The 16,370-nt window shown below is 63.6% G+C and carries 16 protein-coding genes; 9 read left to right on the top strand and 7 right to left on the bottom strand.

All coding sequences use genetic code 11. From position 1 onward, the window contains the following. Nucleotides 1–48: 48 nt before the first annotated feature. Nucleotides 49–600, bottom strand: a complete 552-nt coding sequence (locus tag D7S89_RS09025; protein WP_121277255.1) for a CNP1-like family protein — start codon at nt 598–600, stop codon at nt 49–51. An 85-nt stretch (nt 601–685) separates the two neighbouring features. Continuing rightward, nucleotides 686–1,330 carry an RNA pyrophosphohydrolase gene (locus D7S89_RS09020; protein WP_245982779.1) on the bottom strand — a complete coding sequence of 215 codons (645 nt, stop codon included), beginning with the start codon at nt 1,328–1,330 and terminating at the stop codon, nt 686–688. A 255-nt stretch (nt 1,331–1,585) separates the two neighbouring features. On the opposite strand from D7S89_RS09020, the gene D7S89_RS09015 reads away from it, so the two are divergent. After that, entirely contained in the window at nt 1,586–3,337 is a 1,752-nt protein-coding gene (locus tag D7S89_RS09015; RefSeq protein WP_121277254.1) for a proline--tRNA ligase, read from the top strand. 12 nt (nt 3,338–3,349) lie between these two features. Beyond that, nucleotides 3,350–3,946 carry a MarC family protein gene (locus D7S89_RS09010; protein ID WP_121277253.1) on the top strand — a complete coding sequence of 199 codons (597 nt, stop codon included), beginning with the start codon at nt 3,350–3,352 and terminating at the stop codon, nt 3,944–3,946. Nucleotides 3,947–4,003: 57 nt separating this feature from the next. On the opposite strand, the gene D7S89_RS09005 is transcribed toward D7S89_RS09010, so the two are convergent. Together D7S89_RS09005 and ffh are read right to left on the bottom strand one after the other, a co-directional pair. Continuing rightward, on the bottom strand, nt 4,004–4,555 hold the full coding sequence (locus D7S89_RS09005; protein WP_121277252.1) for a hypoxanthine-guanine phosphoribosyltransferase: 552 nt from the start codon (nt 4,553–4,555) through the stop codon (nt 4,004–4,006). Nucleotides 4,556–4,631: 76 nt separating this feature from the next. Next, nucleotides 4,632–5,999: a signal recognition particle protein gene (ffh, locus tag D7S89_RS09000; RefSeq protein WP_121277383.1), complete on the bottom strand. Its 1,368-nt coding sequence runs from the start codon at nt 5,997–5,999 to the stop codon at nt 4,632–4,634. Nucleotides 6,000–6,085: 86 nt separating this feature from the next. Here ffh and D7S89_RS08995 point away from each other — a divergent pair, with 86 nt between their 5' ends. From D7S89_RS08995 to D7S89_RS08960, 7 genes are all read left to right on the top strand, one after another. Continuing rightward, nucleotides 6,086–6,988 carry a cytochrome C assembly family protein gene (locus D7S89_RS08995; RefSeq protein WP_121277251.1) on the top strand — a complete coding sequence of 301 codons (903 nt, stop codon included), beginning with the start codon at nt 6,086–6,088 and terminating at the stop codon, nt 6,986–6,988. A 6-nt stretch (nt 6,989–6,994) separates the two neighbouring features. Next, entirely contained in the window at nt 6,995–7,306 is a 312-nt protein-coding gene (locus D7S89_RS08990) for a PP0621 family protein (protein ID WP_121277250.1), read from the top strand. Continuing rightward, nucleotides 7,303–7,890: a 1,6-anhydro-N-acetylmuramyl-L-alanine amidase AmpD gene (gene ampD / locus D7S89_RS08985; RefSeq protein ID WP_121277249.1), complete on the top strand. Its 588-nt coding sequence runs from the start codon at nt 7,303–7,305 to the stop codon at nt 7,888–7,890. Before D7S89_RS08990 ends, ampD begins: the two co-directional genes overlap by 4 nt. Nucleotides 7,891–8,370: 480 nt before the next feature. After that, nucleotides 8,371–11,373 (top strand): ribonucleoside-diphosphate reductase subunit alpha, encoded by a 3,003-nt coding sequence (locus D7S89_RS08975; protein ID WP_121277247.1) that lies wholly within the window; start codon nt 8,371–8,373, stop codon nt 11,371–11,373. Nucleotides 11,374–11,763: 390 nt separating this feature from the next. Then, a complete protein-coding gene (locus tag D7S89_RS08970; RefSeq protein WP_121277246.1) occupies nt 11,764–12,987 on the top strand; it encodes a ribonucleotide-diphosphate reductase subunit beta in 1,224 nt (407 codons plus the stop codon). Nucleotides 12,988–13,064: 77 nt separating this feature from the next. Further along, nucleotides 13,065–13,394: a hypothetical protein gene (locus tag D7S89_RS27750; RefSeq protein ID WP_121277245.1), complete on the top strand. Its 330-nt coding sequence runs from the start codon at nt 13,065–13,067 to the stop codon at nt 13,392–13,394. 32 nt (nt 13,395–13,426) lie between these two features. Further along, entirely contained in the window at nt 13,427–14,200 is a 774-nt protein-coding gene (locus tag D7S89_RS08960) for a histone H1 (protein WP_121277244.1), read from the top strand. Nucleotides 14,201–14,328: 128 nt separating this feature from the next. Here D7S89_RS08960 and D7S89_RS08955 read toward each other — a convergent pair whose 3' ends face one another. From D7S89_RS08955 to tpx, 3 genes are all read right to left on the bottom strand, one after another. Beyond that, complete coding sequence (locus tag D7S89_RS08955; RefSeq protein WP_121277243.1) at nt 14,329–14,805, bottom strand: outer membrane lipoprotein; 477 nt, start codon at nt 14,803–14,805, stop codon at nt 14,329–14,331. Between the two features lie 20 nt (nt 14,806–14,825). Further along, a complete protein-coding gene (locus D7S89_RS08950; RefSeq protein WP_121277242.1) occupies nt 14,826–15,764 on the bottom strand; it encodes a carbohydrate kinase family protein in 939 nt (312 codons plus the stop codon). A 96-nt stretch (nt 15,765–15,860) separates the two neighbouring features. After that, entirely contained in the window at nt 15,861–16,361 is a 501-nt protein-coding gene (tpx, locus tag D7S89_RS08945) for a thiol peroxidase (protein WP_121277241.1), read from the bottom strand. Nucleotides 16,362–16,370 lie beyond the last annotated feature (9 nt).

Raw genomic sequence — 16,370 nt, 5'->3', positions numbered from 1 at the left:
TGTTTGAGCGAAGCAGTTTCGCCGCGCCATGCGCGCGAGCGGTCGGTCTCAGCGGATCAGCGACGACGCGGTGCGATGCATCCGCATGTTGTCGACGATGGTCTTCGCTTTGCCGGTGGGCATCTTGCTCGCGCAGAAGTAATCCTGATACAGCGTCGCCTGATAGGCGTTGAGCTCGCCGTTCTCGATGCGCTGCCAGTCGTTGGCGACCGTGTTGTCCCAACCGTTGTGGTCGGCATTGAGCGCGGCGTACTGCCGCCACTCATAGGTATCGCAACGGATGCCTTCGTAGTTGACGTTATGCGCGCCTGACGGGCTCGTGACGACCACCGTGTAGCGCACGACGCCGTCCGACCCCACCGAGACCGACTTCGCATCGACGGCAAACTGCAGCGGCGTATTGCGCGATACGTCGAACGAAATCAGATCGTTCGACTGCGGCAGTGGCGGCAGCGCGTCGACCTTGTTCTCCTTCCACTCCGACTGGCGGTCGAGCAGATAGGTGAAGACGCCGTCGTCTTTGTTCGTGGGGGCGTGCGAGCAGCCGGCCACCAGTGCGCTGGCGGCCGCACAGGCCAGCGCGAGAGCAATCGCTTTCAATATGGGTTCCTCGAAAAAACGGGCGCGATATTCGGAGACCGAATGATAGCGCCCGTACGGTATCGAGTGCGAATGGACCGGCCGACTACTCCGGCTCGATGAAGCTGGATATGACGACGACAGAGCCGTCGGCGTTCGTGCTGACGACCTCCGTCATCAACCCGTCAGCCGACATGACGACAGCCTGGGCGGCTGGCGACACGCGTGGATAGCGCTGCCCATGATGCGGCCCGCGCGACTTCTCATTGCGCGGCGACGAGCGGCGCAGGAATCGCGACAGCTCAGTCAAAGCCAACTGATACACATCCCGCTTGAACTCGATGACGGCATCGAGCGGCACCCAATATTCGTTCCAACGCCAAGCATCGAACTCCGGGTGATCGGTGGCGCGCAAGCAAATGTCGCAATCGCGTCCGACCATTCGAAGCAAGAACCAGATCTGTTTCTGGCCGCGGTAGTGGCCGCGTACTTCGCGCTTGATGAACTTGTCCGGCACCTCATAGCGCAACCAGTCGCGTGTGCGACCGATGATCTTGACGTGCTCCGGAAGCAAGCCGGTTTCTTCGTGTAACTCCCGATACATCGCTTGCAAAGGGGTCTCGCCATACTTGATGCCCCCTTGCGGAAACTGCCAGGAATGTTCACGCAGCCGCTTGCCCCAAAACACCTCGTTGCGCGCGTTCAAGAGGATGATGCCGACGTTCGGGCGAAAGCCTTCGCGATCCAGCATACAACCACCTTCGAATCCTTTAAAATTGCTTTGATTATAAACAGATAACGAGTCTTCCGCATCGGCATGCACCAGGACAGTTCGAAGCACTGCAAAGCATGTGCCTCGTGCGGCCGGCCGCTTGTCTGACGAATCGTTGCGCGATGCGCTAGGCTATCGCGCAGCACGACGCAGCGATTCTGATCGATACTCCGAGTTCACTCGTTCCCTCTTTCGGCAGCCCGCCGTGGGCCGCCGCTTTTGGATAAATTCTGAATGAAAGCCTCCCGTTTCTTTATCGGCACCCTGAAGGAAGCCCCGGCCGACGCGGAAGTCGTCAGCCACAAATTGATGGTGCGCGCCGGCATGATCCGGCGCGTCGCTGGCGGCATCTACAACTATCTGCCGATCGGTTTGCGTTCGATTCGCAAGGTCGAAGCGATCGTGCGCGAGGAAATGAACCGGGCGGGCGCGCTCGAGTTGCTGATGCCCGCCGTGCAGCCGGCCGAGCTGTGGCAGGAATCGGGCCGCTGGGAGCAGTACGGCCCCGAACTGCTGCGTTTCAAGGATCGCAAGCAAAGCGAGTTCGTGATCGGACCGACGCACGAGGAAGTCATCACCGACATCGCGCGCAATCAGATCAAGAGCTACCGGCAGATGCCGGTCAACTTCTATCAGATCCAGACCAAGTTCCGCGACGAGATCCGCCCGCGCTTCGGCGTGATGCGCGGCCGCGAGTTCACGATGAAGGACGCGTACTCGTTCGACAAGGATCAGGCGGGTCTGCAGGAGTCGTATCAGAAGATGTTCGACGCCTACGTGCGCATCTTCACGCGCATCGGCCTCGAGTTCCGCGCGGTGACGGCCGACAGCGGCTCGATCGGCGGCAATCGCTCGCAGGAGTTTCACGTGATCGCGGCGACCGGTGAGGACGACATCGCGTATTGTCCCGATTCCGAATACGCGGCCAACGTCGAAGCGGCCGATGCGGTGGCGCTGTACGCGAAGCGTGCCGAGCCGACCGAGCCGATGCAGAAGACGGCGACGCCGGGCAAGGCCAAATGCGAGGCGGTGGCCGAACTCCTGAACATCCCCCTCGAACGCACGATCAAGTCGATCGTGCTCGCCACCGACAACGAAGGTGCCGAGCCGACGATCTGGCTGCTGATGCTGCGCGGCGATCACGAGCTCAACGAAGTCAAGGCCAGCAAGGTCGAAGGGCTGGCGAACTTCCGCTTTGCGACCGAGCAGGAGATCGTCGAGTGGTTCGGTACGCCGCCCGGCTACCTGGGCCCGGTCGGCACGAAGAAGCCCGTCAAGGTCATCGCCGACCGCACCGTCGCGCACATGAGCGATTTCGTCGTCGGCTCGAACGAAGTCGACTTCCACACGACTGGCGTCAACTGGGGGCGTGATCTTCCCGAGCCGGTCGTCGCCGACATCCGCAATGTGCGTCCCGGCGATCCGTCGCCGGACGGCAAGGGCAAGCTCGAGATCTGCCGCGGCATTGAAGTGGGGCACGTGTTCCAGCTCGGCACCAAGTACTCCGAAGCAATGGGCGCGACGTTCCTCGACGAGACGGGTAAGCCGCAGCCGATGGTGATGGGCTGCTACGGCATCGGCGTCACGCGGATTCTCGGCGCGGCGATCGAACAGAACTACGACGACCGCGGCATCATCTGGCCCGAAGCGATCGCGCCGTTCGAGATCGTGCTGTGCCCGATGGGCTATGACCGCAGCGAGGCAGTGCGCGAAGCGGCCGACAAGCTCTATGCGCAACTGAGCGAAGCGGGCGTCGACGTGATCCTCGACGATCGTGGCGAGCGCCCCGGCGTGATGTTTGCCGACTGGGAGTTGATCGGCGTGCCGCATCGGCTCGTGATCGGCGATCGTGGCCTGAAGGACGGCAAGATCGAGTACCAGGGCCGCCGCGACACCGAGGCGACGTTGCTGCCCGTGGACGAAGCGGCCGCGTTGGCGGCGGCGAAGATCCGCGCGGCGTTGGCCAATCCGCGCGCGGCTCGCTGATCGGGGGCGCGTTTGCAATACGACTTCCTGTCCGCGACGGTCCTGCTGATCCTGATCACCGATCCGCTCGGCAACATCCCGCTGTTCGTCAACGCCTTGCGCGAGGTCGGGCCGGATCGGCGGGTCGTCGTGATTCTGCGCGAAGTCGCCATCGCGTTCGCGATCTTGCTCGTGTTCATGCTGGCGGGCGATCGCTTCCTGCGGATGATGAACCTCACCGATCTGTCGTTGCGCATCGGGGGCGGCATCGTGCTGTTCCTGATCGCGCTGCGCATGATCTTTCCGCACCCTGATGGCCCGCTCGGCAACGATCCGCATGGCGAGCCACTCATCGTGCCGCTGGCGATTCCTGCGCTCGCGGGGCCGTCGGCCATGGCCACGGTGATGCTGCTGGCCTCGCAGGCGCCGAGCCGCACGTTCGAGTGGATTGGCGCGCTCACCGTGACGATGACCGTCTGCGCCGTCGTGCTCGTGCTGGCCGAACGCATTCAGCGCTGGCTCGGCGAGCGCACGGTCACGGCCCTCGAGCGCTTGATGGGGCTCGTGCTCGTCGCGATTTCGATCGAGATGATTCTCGCGGGGATCCGCGTTTTCGTGCACCAGCTGTAGCGGTGCGCGGCGCTCGCCCGGCATGTAGTCATGCCGGGCGAGGCAGGGGGAGGGGGCTCAGGCGCCTTCGGTCAGCGCGCGGATCGTCGGCAGGTTGCGCCAGTAACCCTTCGCGTCCATGCCGCAGCCGAACACGTAGCGGTCCGGCACTTCGAAGCCGCAGAAATCGGGACGCAGCGGCTTCGCCTTCGGAATGATCTTTTCGCACAGCACCGCGCTGAGGAAGCGCTTCGCGCCCATCGCGACGATGCGGTCGCGGATCGCGGCCATCGTCTCGCCCTCGTCGAGGATGTCGTCGAGCACGAGCACGACGCGGTCCTTCACCGACTCGGCCGGTGCGACGCGCCACTGCATGTCGGCGCCGCCTTTGGTCGTGTTGCGGTAGCGCGTGAGGTGGATGTAGTCGAACTCGAGCGGGAAGTCGAGGTGCGGCAGGAGCATGCCGGTGAAGACGGCCGCGCCACCCATGACCGACAGCACGAGCGGGAACGACTCGCTCATTTCCGCGCGGATGGCGCCGGCCATGCGCGAGATCGACGTGTTGACCTCGTCGGCCGAGACGATCTGTTCGGAGTGGTGAAAGATGTGGAGAGCTTCTTCGCGATTCATGGCGTCGGCAAAGCGATAACTGTATACATAGTGTGCAAACTTGCGGTGGCGCGCCACCGCATTAACCCGCGCGCCTTTAGCGCAGCCCCGGCATCATGCCTTTCATGCCACGCATCAGCTTCTGCAAGTTGCCACCCTTGAGCTTTCTCATCATCGTGCGCATCTGGTCGTACTGATTGAGCAGGCGGTTGACTTCCTGCACCTGCACGCCCGCGCCGGCCGCGATGCGGCGCTTGCGCGTGGCCTTGATGAGCTCCGGCTTTGCACGCTCTTGCGGCGTCATCGAGTTGATGATGCCTTCCATGCGGCGCATCTGCTTTTCGGCCTGGCCCATGTCGGCGCCGGACGCCGCTTGCTGAAACTGCGCGGGCAGCTTGTCGAGCAGCGTCGACAGCCCACCCATGTTCTTCATCTGCGAGAGCTGGGCGCGGAAATCGTTGAGGTCGAAGTCGCCGCCTTTCTTGACCTTGTCGGCGAGCTTTTGCGCAGCTTGAACGTCGACGCTGCGCTGCGCCTCCTCGACGAGCGCAAGAATGTCGCCCATGCCGAGAATCCGGTTCGCCATGCGGTCCGGATAGAACACTTCCAGCCCGTCGAGCTTTTCGGCGACGCCGACGAACTTGATCGGCTTGCCCGTCACGTGGCGCACGGACAGCGCCGCACCACCGCGCGAATCGCCGTCGAGCTTCGTGAGCACGACGCCCGTGAGCGGCAGCGTGTCGTTGAACGCCTTGGCCGTGTTGACGGCATCCTGGCCCAGCATCGCGTCGACGACGAACAGCGTTTCGGCAGGCTTCAGCACGTCGTGCAGCGCTGCGATCTCCTGCATCATGGCTTCATCGATACCGAGCCGGCCGGCCGTATCGACGATCAGTACGTCGTGATAGTGCCGCTTGGCCCAATCGACGGCCGCCACGGCGATGTCCACCGGCTTCTGGTCCGGCTCGGACGGGAAGAATTCGGCGCCGACTTGCTCGGTGACCGTCTTCAGCTGCGCGATAGCGGCCGGGCGGTAGACGTCGCACGAGACCGTCAGCACCTTCTTCTTGTGCTTCTCGCGCAGCAGCTTGGCGAGCTTGCCGACGGTGGTCGTCTTGCCGGCGCCTTGCAGGCCGGCCATCAGGATAATGGCAGGCGGCGTGACCGCCAGGTTCAGTTCGCTGGCGCGGCCTTCGTAGTCGCCGCCGATGACGGCGGTGAGTTCGCGTTGCACGACACCGACGAGCGCTTGTCCTGGCGACAGGCTGCTCAGGACTTCCTCGCCGAGCGCCTTTTCCTTCACCTTGGCGATGAAGTCGCGTACGACGGGCAGTGACACGTCGGCTTCGAGCAGCGCGAGACGCACTTCGCGCAGCATTTCCTGCGTGTTGGCTTCGGTGAGACGGGCTTCGCCGCGCAGCGTCTTGACGACGCGCGCCATCCGTTGAGTCAGATTGTCGAGCATGGGGAGCGGATAAGCGGAAGTGGCCGGAGCGCGCATCGAGACATCGGGATGCAGGCGCGCCAAACGGCCTAGTGTAAACTTCGGACATGGATATTGTACTGTATGCCCTCACCGCGCTCCTGTATGGCGGCCTCGCCGTGGCAGGTTGGCGCGCACATCGGCAAGGCGGGACCGAGGCGGTGCTCTCGAGCGTGCCGCAGATGCCGGCCGTGCCGGCGCTGCCGGCGGCCTCGGGCGCGGCTGTGCAGGGACGCGCGCTGCTGTTTGCCGCGCTCGTCGCGCACGGGCTGCTGCTGCACATGACGATCTTCCCGCACGACGCGATGGTGTTCGGCTTCGCGTTCGCACTGTCGGCGATGTTCTGGCTCGGTGCCGGCATCTACTGGATCGAGAGCTTCTTCTTTCCGCTCGACGGCCTGCGTCTGCTCGTACTGCCGCTCGCGTGCGTCGCGTCGCAGCTGCCGCTCGTGTTCGGCGGCGTACACGTGCTGTCCTATGCGGCCGCGCCGCTGTTCAAGCTGCACTTCGTGATCGCCAACATCGCCTATGGCCTGTTCGCCATCGCCGCGCTGCACGCTGTGCTGATGCTGTTCGCCGAGCGGCGCCTGCACGGTTTGCGTGGGGCGCTCGAGCGTCGCGCGGGTGGTTGGCTCGCCAGCTGGCTCGATACGCTGCCGCCGCTGCTCACGCTTGAGAAGCTGCTGTTTCGCCTGATCTCGGCCGGCTTCGTGCTGCTCACGCTCACGCTGGTCTCGGGTATTCTCTTCAGCGAGCAGCTGTTGGACCGGCCGCTCAAGCTCGATCACAAGACCGTCTTCGCCGTGCTGTCGTGGGTGATGTTCGGCGCTCTGCTGACGGCCCGCAAGGTGTCGGGCTGGCGTGGGCGAGCCGCGCTGCGCTGGGTCCTCGCTTCGTTCGCCGCGCTGCTGCTCGCCTATGTCGGCAGCCGCTTCGTCTTCGAGGTGCTGTTGCACCGTCCCGTGGTCTGACCGCTCATGCGACAACTTCTCCTTCTCGTCCTGTTCGTGCTCGCCGGCCGCTGGCTCGTGAAGACCTTGCGCGCTGCCGATGCGCAAGCGGCCGGCACGCGCGCAGGCGCGCCGGGCGTGTCAGGCGCGCGCACGGCGCCGCCCCAGGGCAGCGCCAAGACGCCGACGGCATCGCTGGCCGAGCCGATCGTGCGCTGCGCCGCCTGCGGCGTGCACGCGCCCAAGAGCGATTCGATCGTGCTCGACGCGCAGTACTACTGCTGCGCCGAACATGCTCGCAGCCGCGCTGCGAGCACAGGTGGTCGCGCCGCGCGATGAAGGCTGCCGGGTTCGTCGTCGCCGACGATGGCTGGGTGCCTCGTGCATGCGCATTACCGTCGCCGAATTTCGAAGCGCGGCCTGACGGCGTCGTGCCGACGCTCATCGTGATCCACAACATCAGTCTGCCGCCGGGCCAGTTCGGCGGCAGCGCCATCGCCGACCTGTTCCTGAACCGGCTCGACTGTGCCGCCCATCCCTACTACGACGCGCACCTGCGTGGCTTGCGCGTTTCGTCGCACTTCCTGATCCGTCGCGACGGCGTGCTCGAGCAATTCGTGTCGTGCGATGGGCGTGCCTGGCACGCGGGGGCGTCGAATTTCTTCGGCCGCGAGCGCTGCAACGACTTTTCGATCGGCATCGAGCTCGAGGGCACCGACGAGATACCGTTCGAGGCGTCCCAGTACGACACGCTGGCCGCGCTCGTGAGGGCACTGTGCAGGCACTATCGCATCGAGGCGCTCGGGGGCCACTCGGACATCGCCCCAGGCCGTAAAACCGATCCAGGGCCGCACTTCGACTGGCGACGGCTGCAGCGCGACACCGCGCTGACCGATCGCTATTTCCCCTATCTGACGCGCTGAGCGACCGGCTCGCCCATGCTGCGGCCGAGGCGAAAAAGGGCCGCGCCTCTTGCCTTTTGGCTAAGTCCTTGTCCTGGCTCGCTTAATGAAAAGTCAAGCGTCAGACCACAAATAAATCGGTTGGAACCTCGTCCTCACCCCACTATACTTGGTAGTGAAGATACACGTCCGCACTAGATATTGTGTAAAAACGTTTGCGACGCCTTGGCTCGGGGCAAGGTGCCGCAACCGGTCAAGGGACGTTGAAAATCATGCGACGAGGGGCTGAAGCCGACAGGCCGGCGCCTCGTATTCGGGGAAGAAAAGGCGCAGGAAAGCCGCAAGAACAATGACGAAGACCATCGTCTGTTTCGTGTCGTGCCGCCGGGCATCCGGATTGCGTCTCCTCTCTTCCCGCACCTCATCGTTCGCGCTCGGGGTGGCGCGGCGGTTGTTCCAATCCGCGGTATGTCCGCACATCCAAGATCAGGAGCTTTGCACATGCAAACGACCGACAACATGACGAGCCAGCAAGACGGCGCGCCGATGAGCCACGCCCTCAGTGGCCAGGCAGGCTTCGCGCAGCCGCTCGCGCCGCAGGCTACTTTCGCCGACTACAAGGTGATCCGCCGCAATGGCAGCGTCGTGTCGTTCGAGCCGTCCAAAATCGCGATCGCGGTGACGAAGGCATTCCTGGCCGTCAACGGCGGGCAAGGCGCCGCGTCGGCACGCGTGCGCGAGCTCGTCGAGCAGCTTACGCAGAGCGTCGTGCGCGCGCTGCTGCGCAGCCGCCCGAATGGCGGCACGTTCCATATCGAAGATATCCAGGATCAGGTCGAGCTCGCGCTGATGCGCGGCGGCGAACACAACGTCGCGCGTGCCTACGTGCTTTACCGCGAGAAGCGCAACCAGGAGCGTGGCCTCGAGCAAGAAGAGGCAGGCGCGCAGGCGCACGGCATCAACGTCGTCGACAATGGCGTGACGCGCCCGCTCGATCTGAAGGCGCTGACCGCGCTGATCGAATCGGCTTGCGAGCACCTCGGCGATGCCGTGTCGGCCGAGCCGATCGTCGCCGAGACGGTGAAGAATCTGTACGACGGCGTGCCGATGAGCCAGGTCTACGACTCGGCGATCCTCGCGGCCCGCACGATGATCGAGAAGGACCCGGCATACAGCCAGGTCACGGCACGCATTCTGCTGCACACGATTCGCCGCGAGATCCTCGGCGAGGAAGTGACGCAAGGCGAGATGGCCGAGCGTTACACCGAGTATTTCCCGCAGTTCATTAAGCGCGGCGTCGAAGCCGAGCTGCTCGACGACAAGCTGCTGCAATACGACCTTAAGCGCCTCGGTGCCGCGCTCGACACGAGCCGCGACCTGCAGTTCGGCTACCTCGGCCTGCAAACGTTGTACGACCGCTACTTCCTGCACGTGGACGGCACGCGCATCGAGATGCCGCAGGCATTCTTTATGCGTGTCGCGATGGGTCTCGCCCTGAACGAGATCGACCGTGAAACGCGCGCGATCGAGTTCTACAACGTGCTCTCGAGCTTCGACTTCATGAGCTCGACGCCGACGCTGTTCAACTCGGGTACGCGCCGCTCGCAGCTGTCCTCGTGCTACCTGACGACGGTGGCCGACGACCTCGACGGCATCTACGAAGCGCTGAAGGAAAACGCGCTGCTCTCGAAGTTCGCGGGCGGCCTCGGCAACGACTGGACGCGCGTGCGTGCGCTGGGCTCGCACATCAAGGGCACCAACGGCAAGTCGCAGGGCGTCGTGCCGTTCCTGAAGGTCGTCAACGACACCGCCGTCGCCGTGAACCAGGGCGGCAAGCGCAAGGGCGCCGTGTGCGCGTACCTCGAGTCGTGGCACCTCGATATCGAAGAGTTTCTCGAGCTGCGCAAGAACACCGGCGACGATCGCCGCCGCACCCACGACATGAACACGGCCAACTGGATTCCCGACCTGTTCATGAAGCGCGTCATGGAGGGCGGTGACTGGACGCTGTTCTCGCCGTCCACGTGCCCCGATCTGCACGACAAGTTCGGCGCCGAGTTCGAAGCGGCCTACACGGCCTACGAAGACAAGGCGGCGCGCGGCGAGCTCAAGCTGTTCAAGAAGATTCCGGCGGCTCAGCTGTGGCGCAAGATGCTCGGCATGCTGTTCGAGACGGGCCATCCGTGGATCACGTTCAAGGATCCGTGCAACGTGCGCTCGCCGCAGCAGCACGTGGGCGTCGTGCACTCGTCGAACCTGTGCACGGAGATCACGCTGAACACGAGCGACAACGAAATCGCCGTCTGCAACCTCGGCTCGGTCAACCTCGTGGCGCACCTGGCCAAGCAGGACGACGGCAGCTACGCGCTCGACCAAGACAAGCTCAAGCGCACGATCAGCGTGGCGATGCGCATGCTCGACAACGTCATCGACATCAACTACTACGCGGTGGCGAAGGCGCGTAACTCGAACCTGCGGCACCGTCCGGTGGGCCTCGGCATCATGGGCTTCCAGGACTGTCTGCATCTGCTGCGCACGCCGTATGCGTCGGAAGAGGCCGTCGAGTTCGCCGATCGCTCGATGGAAGCGGTCTGCTACTACGCTTACTACGCGTCGACGGAGCTCGCCGAGGAGCGCGGCCGCTACTCGAGCTACCGTGGCTCGCTGTGGGATCGCGGCATCCTGCCGCAAGACACGCTGAAGCTGCTGGCCGACGCGCGCGGCGGCTACGTCGAAGTCGATGCCAGCGAGTCGATGGACTGGACGACGCTCCGTGCGCGCATCGCGAACTTCGGTATGCGCAACTCGAACTGCGTGGCGATCGCACCGACCGCGACGATCTCGAACATCATCGGCGTGTCGGCCTGCATCGAACCGACGTTCCAGAACCTGTACGTGAAGTCGAACCTGTCGGGCGAGTTCACGGTGGTCAACGACTACCTGGTGCGCGACCTGAAGGCGCGCGGCCTGTGGGACGAGGTCATGGTTGCCGACCTCAAGTACTTCGACGGCACGCTCTCGCGCATCGACCGTGTGCCGGCCGACCTGCGCGCGATCTACGCGACGGCGTTCGAAGTCGATCCGAAGTGGCTCGTCGAGGCTGCCTCGCGTCGTCAGAAGTGGATCGACCAGGCGCAGTCGCTGAACATCTATATGGCGGGCGCGTCGGGCAAGAAGCTCGACGAGGTGTACAAGCTCGCGTGGCTGCGTGGCCTGAAGACGACCTACTACCTGCGCACGATGGCGGCGACGCACGTCGAGAAGTCGACGGTCGCGCACGGCGCGCTGAACGCGGTGCCGTCGAGCGATACGGGTTCGGGCGAAGCAGGCGGTGGTGCAGCCGGTGGCTTCGGCGCAGCGGGCGGCATGCTCGGTGGCGCGTCGGCTCCGACGGGCGGCTTGAACGCAGCGCCCGTCGCCGAGCAGGAACTGATCGCGGACGGTCCGGTGTGCACGATGCGTCCTGGCGACCCCGGCTTCGACGAGTGCGAGGCCTGCCAGTAACGGCAAGCGGGCGGTCAGCCCAAAACGCGCGCCGCGCTTCGATGCGCGGCGCGCAAGCAGTGAACCAGCAGTGAAGCGTCGACCTCCGGGCGCACGCGCGAACAACAGAAAGACAAAGGCGCGTGCGTTATCGAAGCGAGTGTCGGGCGAGGGCGGCAACGAGCCGCGCATGTCGACGACGCTTGGCTTGCCGAGCAGTGTTCGACGACGAGCGCACAGTGATTCGATCCACGCTGCGCTCGCAACAAACGATGTGGACTGCACAACGTAACGATCAAAGTGTTGTATGCAGGTCGCAGCGCGAATCGAAAAGAGGAATTTTCATGAGCGGGCTCTTTTATCGCTCGTGAAAAGATGGTACAAACCGATCTAAATTGATGGTGAGAATTTATGCTCAACTGGGATGACGAGACGACTGCCGTAACTCCCTCGAGCGGTTCGCAACTGAACACGTTGCGCAACCCCGCAGGGCAGGCTGTCGGAATGCAAGCGGCGCACGTCGCAACGCAAGCTCCCTTGGCGCAAGACATCTTCGCGGCCGATAGCGCGGTCGCTCCGTACGCAACGCAAGCAGCGGCACCGGTTGCTGCTTCCGAAGCGCGCGTGAACGTTGCCGACAAGCGCATCATCAACGGCAGCACCGACGTCAATCAGCTCGTGCCGTTCAAGTACAAGTGGGCGTGGGAGAAGTATCTGGCTGGCTGTGCGAACCACTGGATGCCGCAGGAAATCAACATGTCCCGCGACATCGCCCTGTGGAAGGATCCGAACGGGCTGACCGAAGACGAGCGCCGTATCGTCAAGCGTAACCTCGGCTTCTTCGTGACGGCCGACTCGCTGGCTGCGAACAACATCGTGCTCGGCACCTACCGGCACATCACGGCACCCGAGTGCCGCCAGTTCCTGTTGCGCCAGGCGTTCGAAGAAGCGATCCACACGCACGCGTATCAGTACATCGTCGAATCGCTGGGTCTCGACGAAGGCGAGATCTTCAACGCGTATCACGAGGTTTCGTCGATTCGCGCCAAAGACGAATTCCTGATTCCGTTCATCCATACGCTGACCGATCCGGCCTTCAAGACGGGTACGCTCGATGCGGACCAGAAGCTGCTGAAGTCGCTGATCGTGTTCGCCTGCATCATGGAAGGGCTGTTCTTCTACGTCGGGTTTACGCAGATTCTCGCGCTCGGCCGCCAGAACAAGATGACGGGCGCCGCGGAGCAGTATCAGTACATCCTGCGCGACGAGTCGATGCACTGCAACTTCGGCATCGACCTGATCAACCAGATCAAGCTCGAGAACCCGCACCTGTGGACGGCCGAGTTCCGCGAGGACGTTCGCGGCCTGTTCAAGCACGCGGTCGAGCTCGAGTATCGCTACGCGGAAGACACGATGCCGCGCGGCGTGCTGGGTCTGAACGCCTCGATGTTCAAGAGCTATCTGCGGTTCATCGCCAATCGTCGTTGCCAGCAGATCGGTCTCGATCCGCTGTACCCGAACGAAGAGAACCCGTTCCCGTGGATGAGCGAAATGATCGACCTGAAGAAGGAACGCAACTTCTTCGAGACGCGAGTCATTGAATATCAAACCGGCGGTGCGCTGTCCTGGGAGTGAGAGGGCGCGTCGCAAACGAATGATGGGGTGCCGGCGGCGTAAGCCGCGGCGAAGATGGTAAGGAGCAAGAACGCCTGATGCAAAGCGTGCCCGGCGGCAAGTCCGCCAACAAACATGACAGGCACTTTGCGAACCCTTCAGTGGGATGGGCGAACTACCCCCCGAAAAAGCCGGTGGCTAGGCCACCGGCTCGATTCAAGCGATTGCCGGCGAGCCTGAGCGCCAAGCGTTCGGCTGCCGACTTGATTTGGCGTGCTGTGCCTTTTGGCACGGCACGCCTTGCCGTATTCATTAGCGTAAGCGCGCAGCACGTGCGTACGCCGATGAATAGCCCGCTTGTCAGCGCGCGCCTTCGTCAAGGCGCGCAGCGGGAAGCGGGTTTTGAAGAAGGGTGTAGTTCGAACTAACTCTCATTCTTAAAACCTGAAGGAGTAAAAAAATGGCAACTGCCAAGAAGAAACCCGCTGCGAAGAAAGCTGCTCCGGCCAAGAAAGTCGCAGCCAAGAAGGTTGCAGTGAAGAAGGTCGTGGCGAAGAAGGCTGCGCCGGCCAAGAAGGCGGCACCGGCTAAGAAAGTCGCGGTGAAGAAGGTTGCAGCGAAGAAGGCTGCACCGGCCAAGAAAGCCGCACCGGCCAAGAAAGTCGCAGTGAAGAAGGTTGCAGCGAAGAAGGCTGCACCGGCCAAGAAGGTCGCAGCGAAGAAGGTTGTCGCCAAGAAGGCAGCACCGGCCAAGAAAGTCGCAGTGAAGAAGGTTGCAGCGAAGAAGGCCGCACCGGCGAAGAAGGCGGCGCCTGCTAAGAAGGTTGCTGCGAAGAAGGCTGCGCCTGCTGCTAAGAAGGCCGCACCTGCTGCGAAGAAGGCTGCGCCTGCTGCGAAGAAGGCTGCGCCTGCTGCGAAGAAGGCTGCGCCTGCTGCGAAGAAGGCTGCGCCTGCTGCGAAGAAGGCCGCGCCTGCTGCGAAGAAGGCTGCTCCCGCTGCGAAGAAGGCTGCACCTGCTGCGAAGAAGGCTGCACCTGCTGCGAAGAAGGCTGCACCTGCTGCGAAGAAGGCTGCGCCTGCTGCGAAGAAGCCTGCAGCAAAGAAGGCTGCCGCCAAGAAGGCTGCGCCCGCCCCCGCTGCTCCTGCTGCTGCCTCGACGGCTCCCGCAGGGACGGTGAAGACCGCGTTGAACCCGGCTGCTGCATGGCCGTTCCCGACCGGCAGCCGTCCGTAAGTCCCTTGATGCGATGGCGCGGCGGCAACGCTGCGCTTATCGATCACTATCCCGTCCCCGGCTCGCCGGCGACGGGATTTTTTTTGCCCCGCGTGCGCGTGAGTACCGCGCCGCGGGGCATCCTTCCATCAGTGCGTGACGCGCGTCACGCCACCGCTCGAGAGCAGTCGTACGCGATCGCCGGCGTTGAACATCTCACCCGACGCGCTTTGCGTGATCGCACGCAGATCGCCATTGTCGAGCCGCACAGTGATCTCGACACCGTTTCGCTTGGCGACGCCGTTCTCGATTGCATTGCCGGCAACAGCACCCGCGATGCCGCCGATGATGGCCGTCGCGATCGACCCCTTGCCGCCGCCAATCGCGCTGCCGGCCACGGCGCCGAGCGCACCGCCGCCGACGGCACCCAAGCCGCTCGGCTGGCCGTTGTTCGAGCTGATCGTGACTGCACGCACGCTTTCGACCGTGCCGAAACGCACCGTTTCTTCGCGCTGTGCCTGGCCAGCGGTGTAGACGTCGGGCGAGCTGCTGTTATACGCACACCCCGTCATGGCCAACGAGCCGACAAGCAAGGTGGCAATAACCACACGAGCCGATGTTTTCATTCGCTTTGCTCCACAAAAAATTACCGCAGGCGGTAACCGAACGCCTGCTCGAACCGCGCATCGATTTCCGCGCGCGAAGGCGCGTAGTTTTGCGGGCCCGCTTGTTCGATTTTGAGCGAGCCCATGAGGCTTGCCAAGCGGCCGGTCGTCGCCCAATCCATGCCATTTTCGATCCCGTACAGCAGACCGCCACGGAATGCGTCGCCGCAACCGGTCGGGTCGACGATGCGCGCCGCGGGAACGACCGGGATGGCTTCGCACTGCCCCGAATGATGGATTTGCGCGCCGTTTTCGCCGCACGTCACGATCAGCGCTTTGACACGGCTTGCGATCTCTTCGACCGACCAGCCAGTCTTACTGCAGACCAATTTTGCCTCGTAGTCGTTGACCGCCACATAGGTGGCGAGTTCAATGGCGCGTCGCAACGCAGCACCATCGAACAGCGGCAGGCCCTGGCCCGGATCGAAGATGAACGGCACGCCAGCCGCGGCCAGTTCTTCGGTGTGCTGAACCATGCCGTCGTAGCCGTCGGGGGCGACGATGCCGAGCGAGATCCCGGCTGCATGGCCAGCGTGATTCAGATGCGACTGCATCATCGCACCGGGGTGAAATGCCGTGATCTGGTTGTTGTCGAGGTCGGTCGTGATCATGGCCTGCGCCGAATACGTGTCGGGCACCACGAGCACGTGCTCGCGCGACAGGCGCAGGCTGTCGAGACGGTCGACGTAAAGCTGCGCATCGGTCGAGCCGAGCGTCGCCATGATGCGGGCGTCGCCGCCGAGCAGGCTCAGCGCGTAGGCGATGTTGCCCGCACAGCCGCCGAATTCGCGCCGCATCGTCGGCACGAGGAAGCTCACGTTCAGGATGTGGACTTGTTCGGGGAGGATGTGCTCACGGAATCGACCCTGGAAGGTCATGATGTTGTCGTAGGCGAGCGAACCGCAGATCAGCGTAGCCAAGGCGAAGGTTCCTTAGATGAGGGAGTCGTTGGACGTCAGGACCATACGAAAACGCCGCGCGAGAGGCGCGGCGCTTCCGACTGGGCTTGGGTCGTATTACTTCAATGCATTCAGCGCCGCGTCGTAATTCGGCTCGTTCTTGATTTCGCCGACGAGCTCGGCATGCAGCACCTTGTCGTGTTCGTCGAGCACGACGACGGCGCGGGCGGTCAGGCCGGTCAGCGGGCCCGTCGTCACGTCTACGCCATAGGCTTGCGCGAACTCGTGGCCGCGGAACGTCGAAGCCGTCACCACGTTTTCGATGCCTTCGGTCGTGCAGAAGCGCGATTGCGCGAACGGCAGGTCACCCGACACGACGATGACGGCCGTGTTGGCGAGCTTGGCAGCCGCTTCGTTGAACTTGCGCGTGGACGTAGCGCACGTCGGCGTGTCGAGGCTCGGGACGATGTTCAGCACCTTGCGCTTGCCTGCGAAGTCGGCGAGCGCCACCGGCTTGAGGTCCTTGCCGACGAGCGAGAACTCGGGGGCTTGCTGGCCCACCGACGGGAAGGTGCCACCGACTTCGATCGGGTTGCCACCCAGCGTGACTTGACTCATGTTGTGCTC

The sequence above is a fragment of the Trinickia fusca genome (assembly GCF_003628145.1).
Lineage (GTDB): Bacteria > Pseudomonadota > Gammaproteobacteria > Burkholderiales > Burkholderiaceae > Trinickia > Trinickia fusca.
The sequence above is the reverse complement of the archived record's forward strand: the minus strand, read 5'-3'. Positions and strand labels throughout refer to the sequence as shown.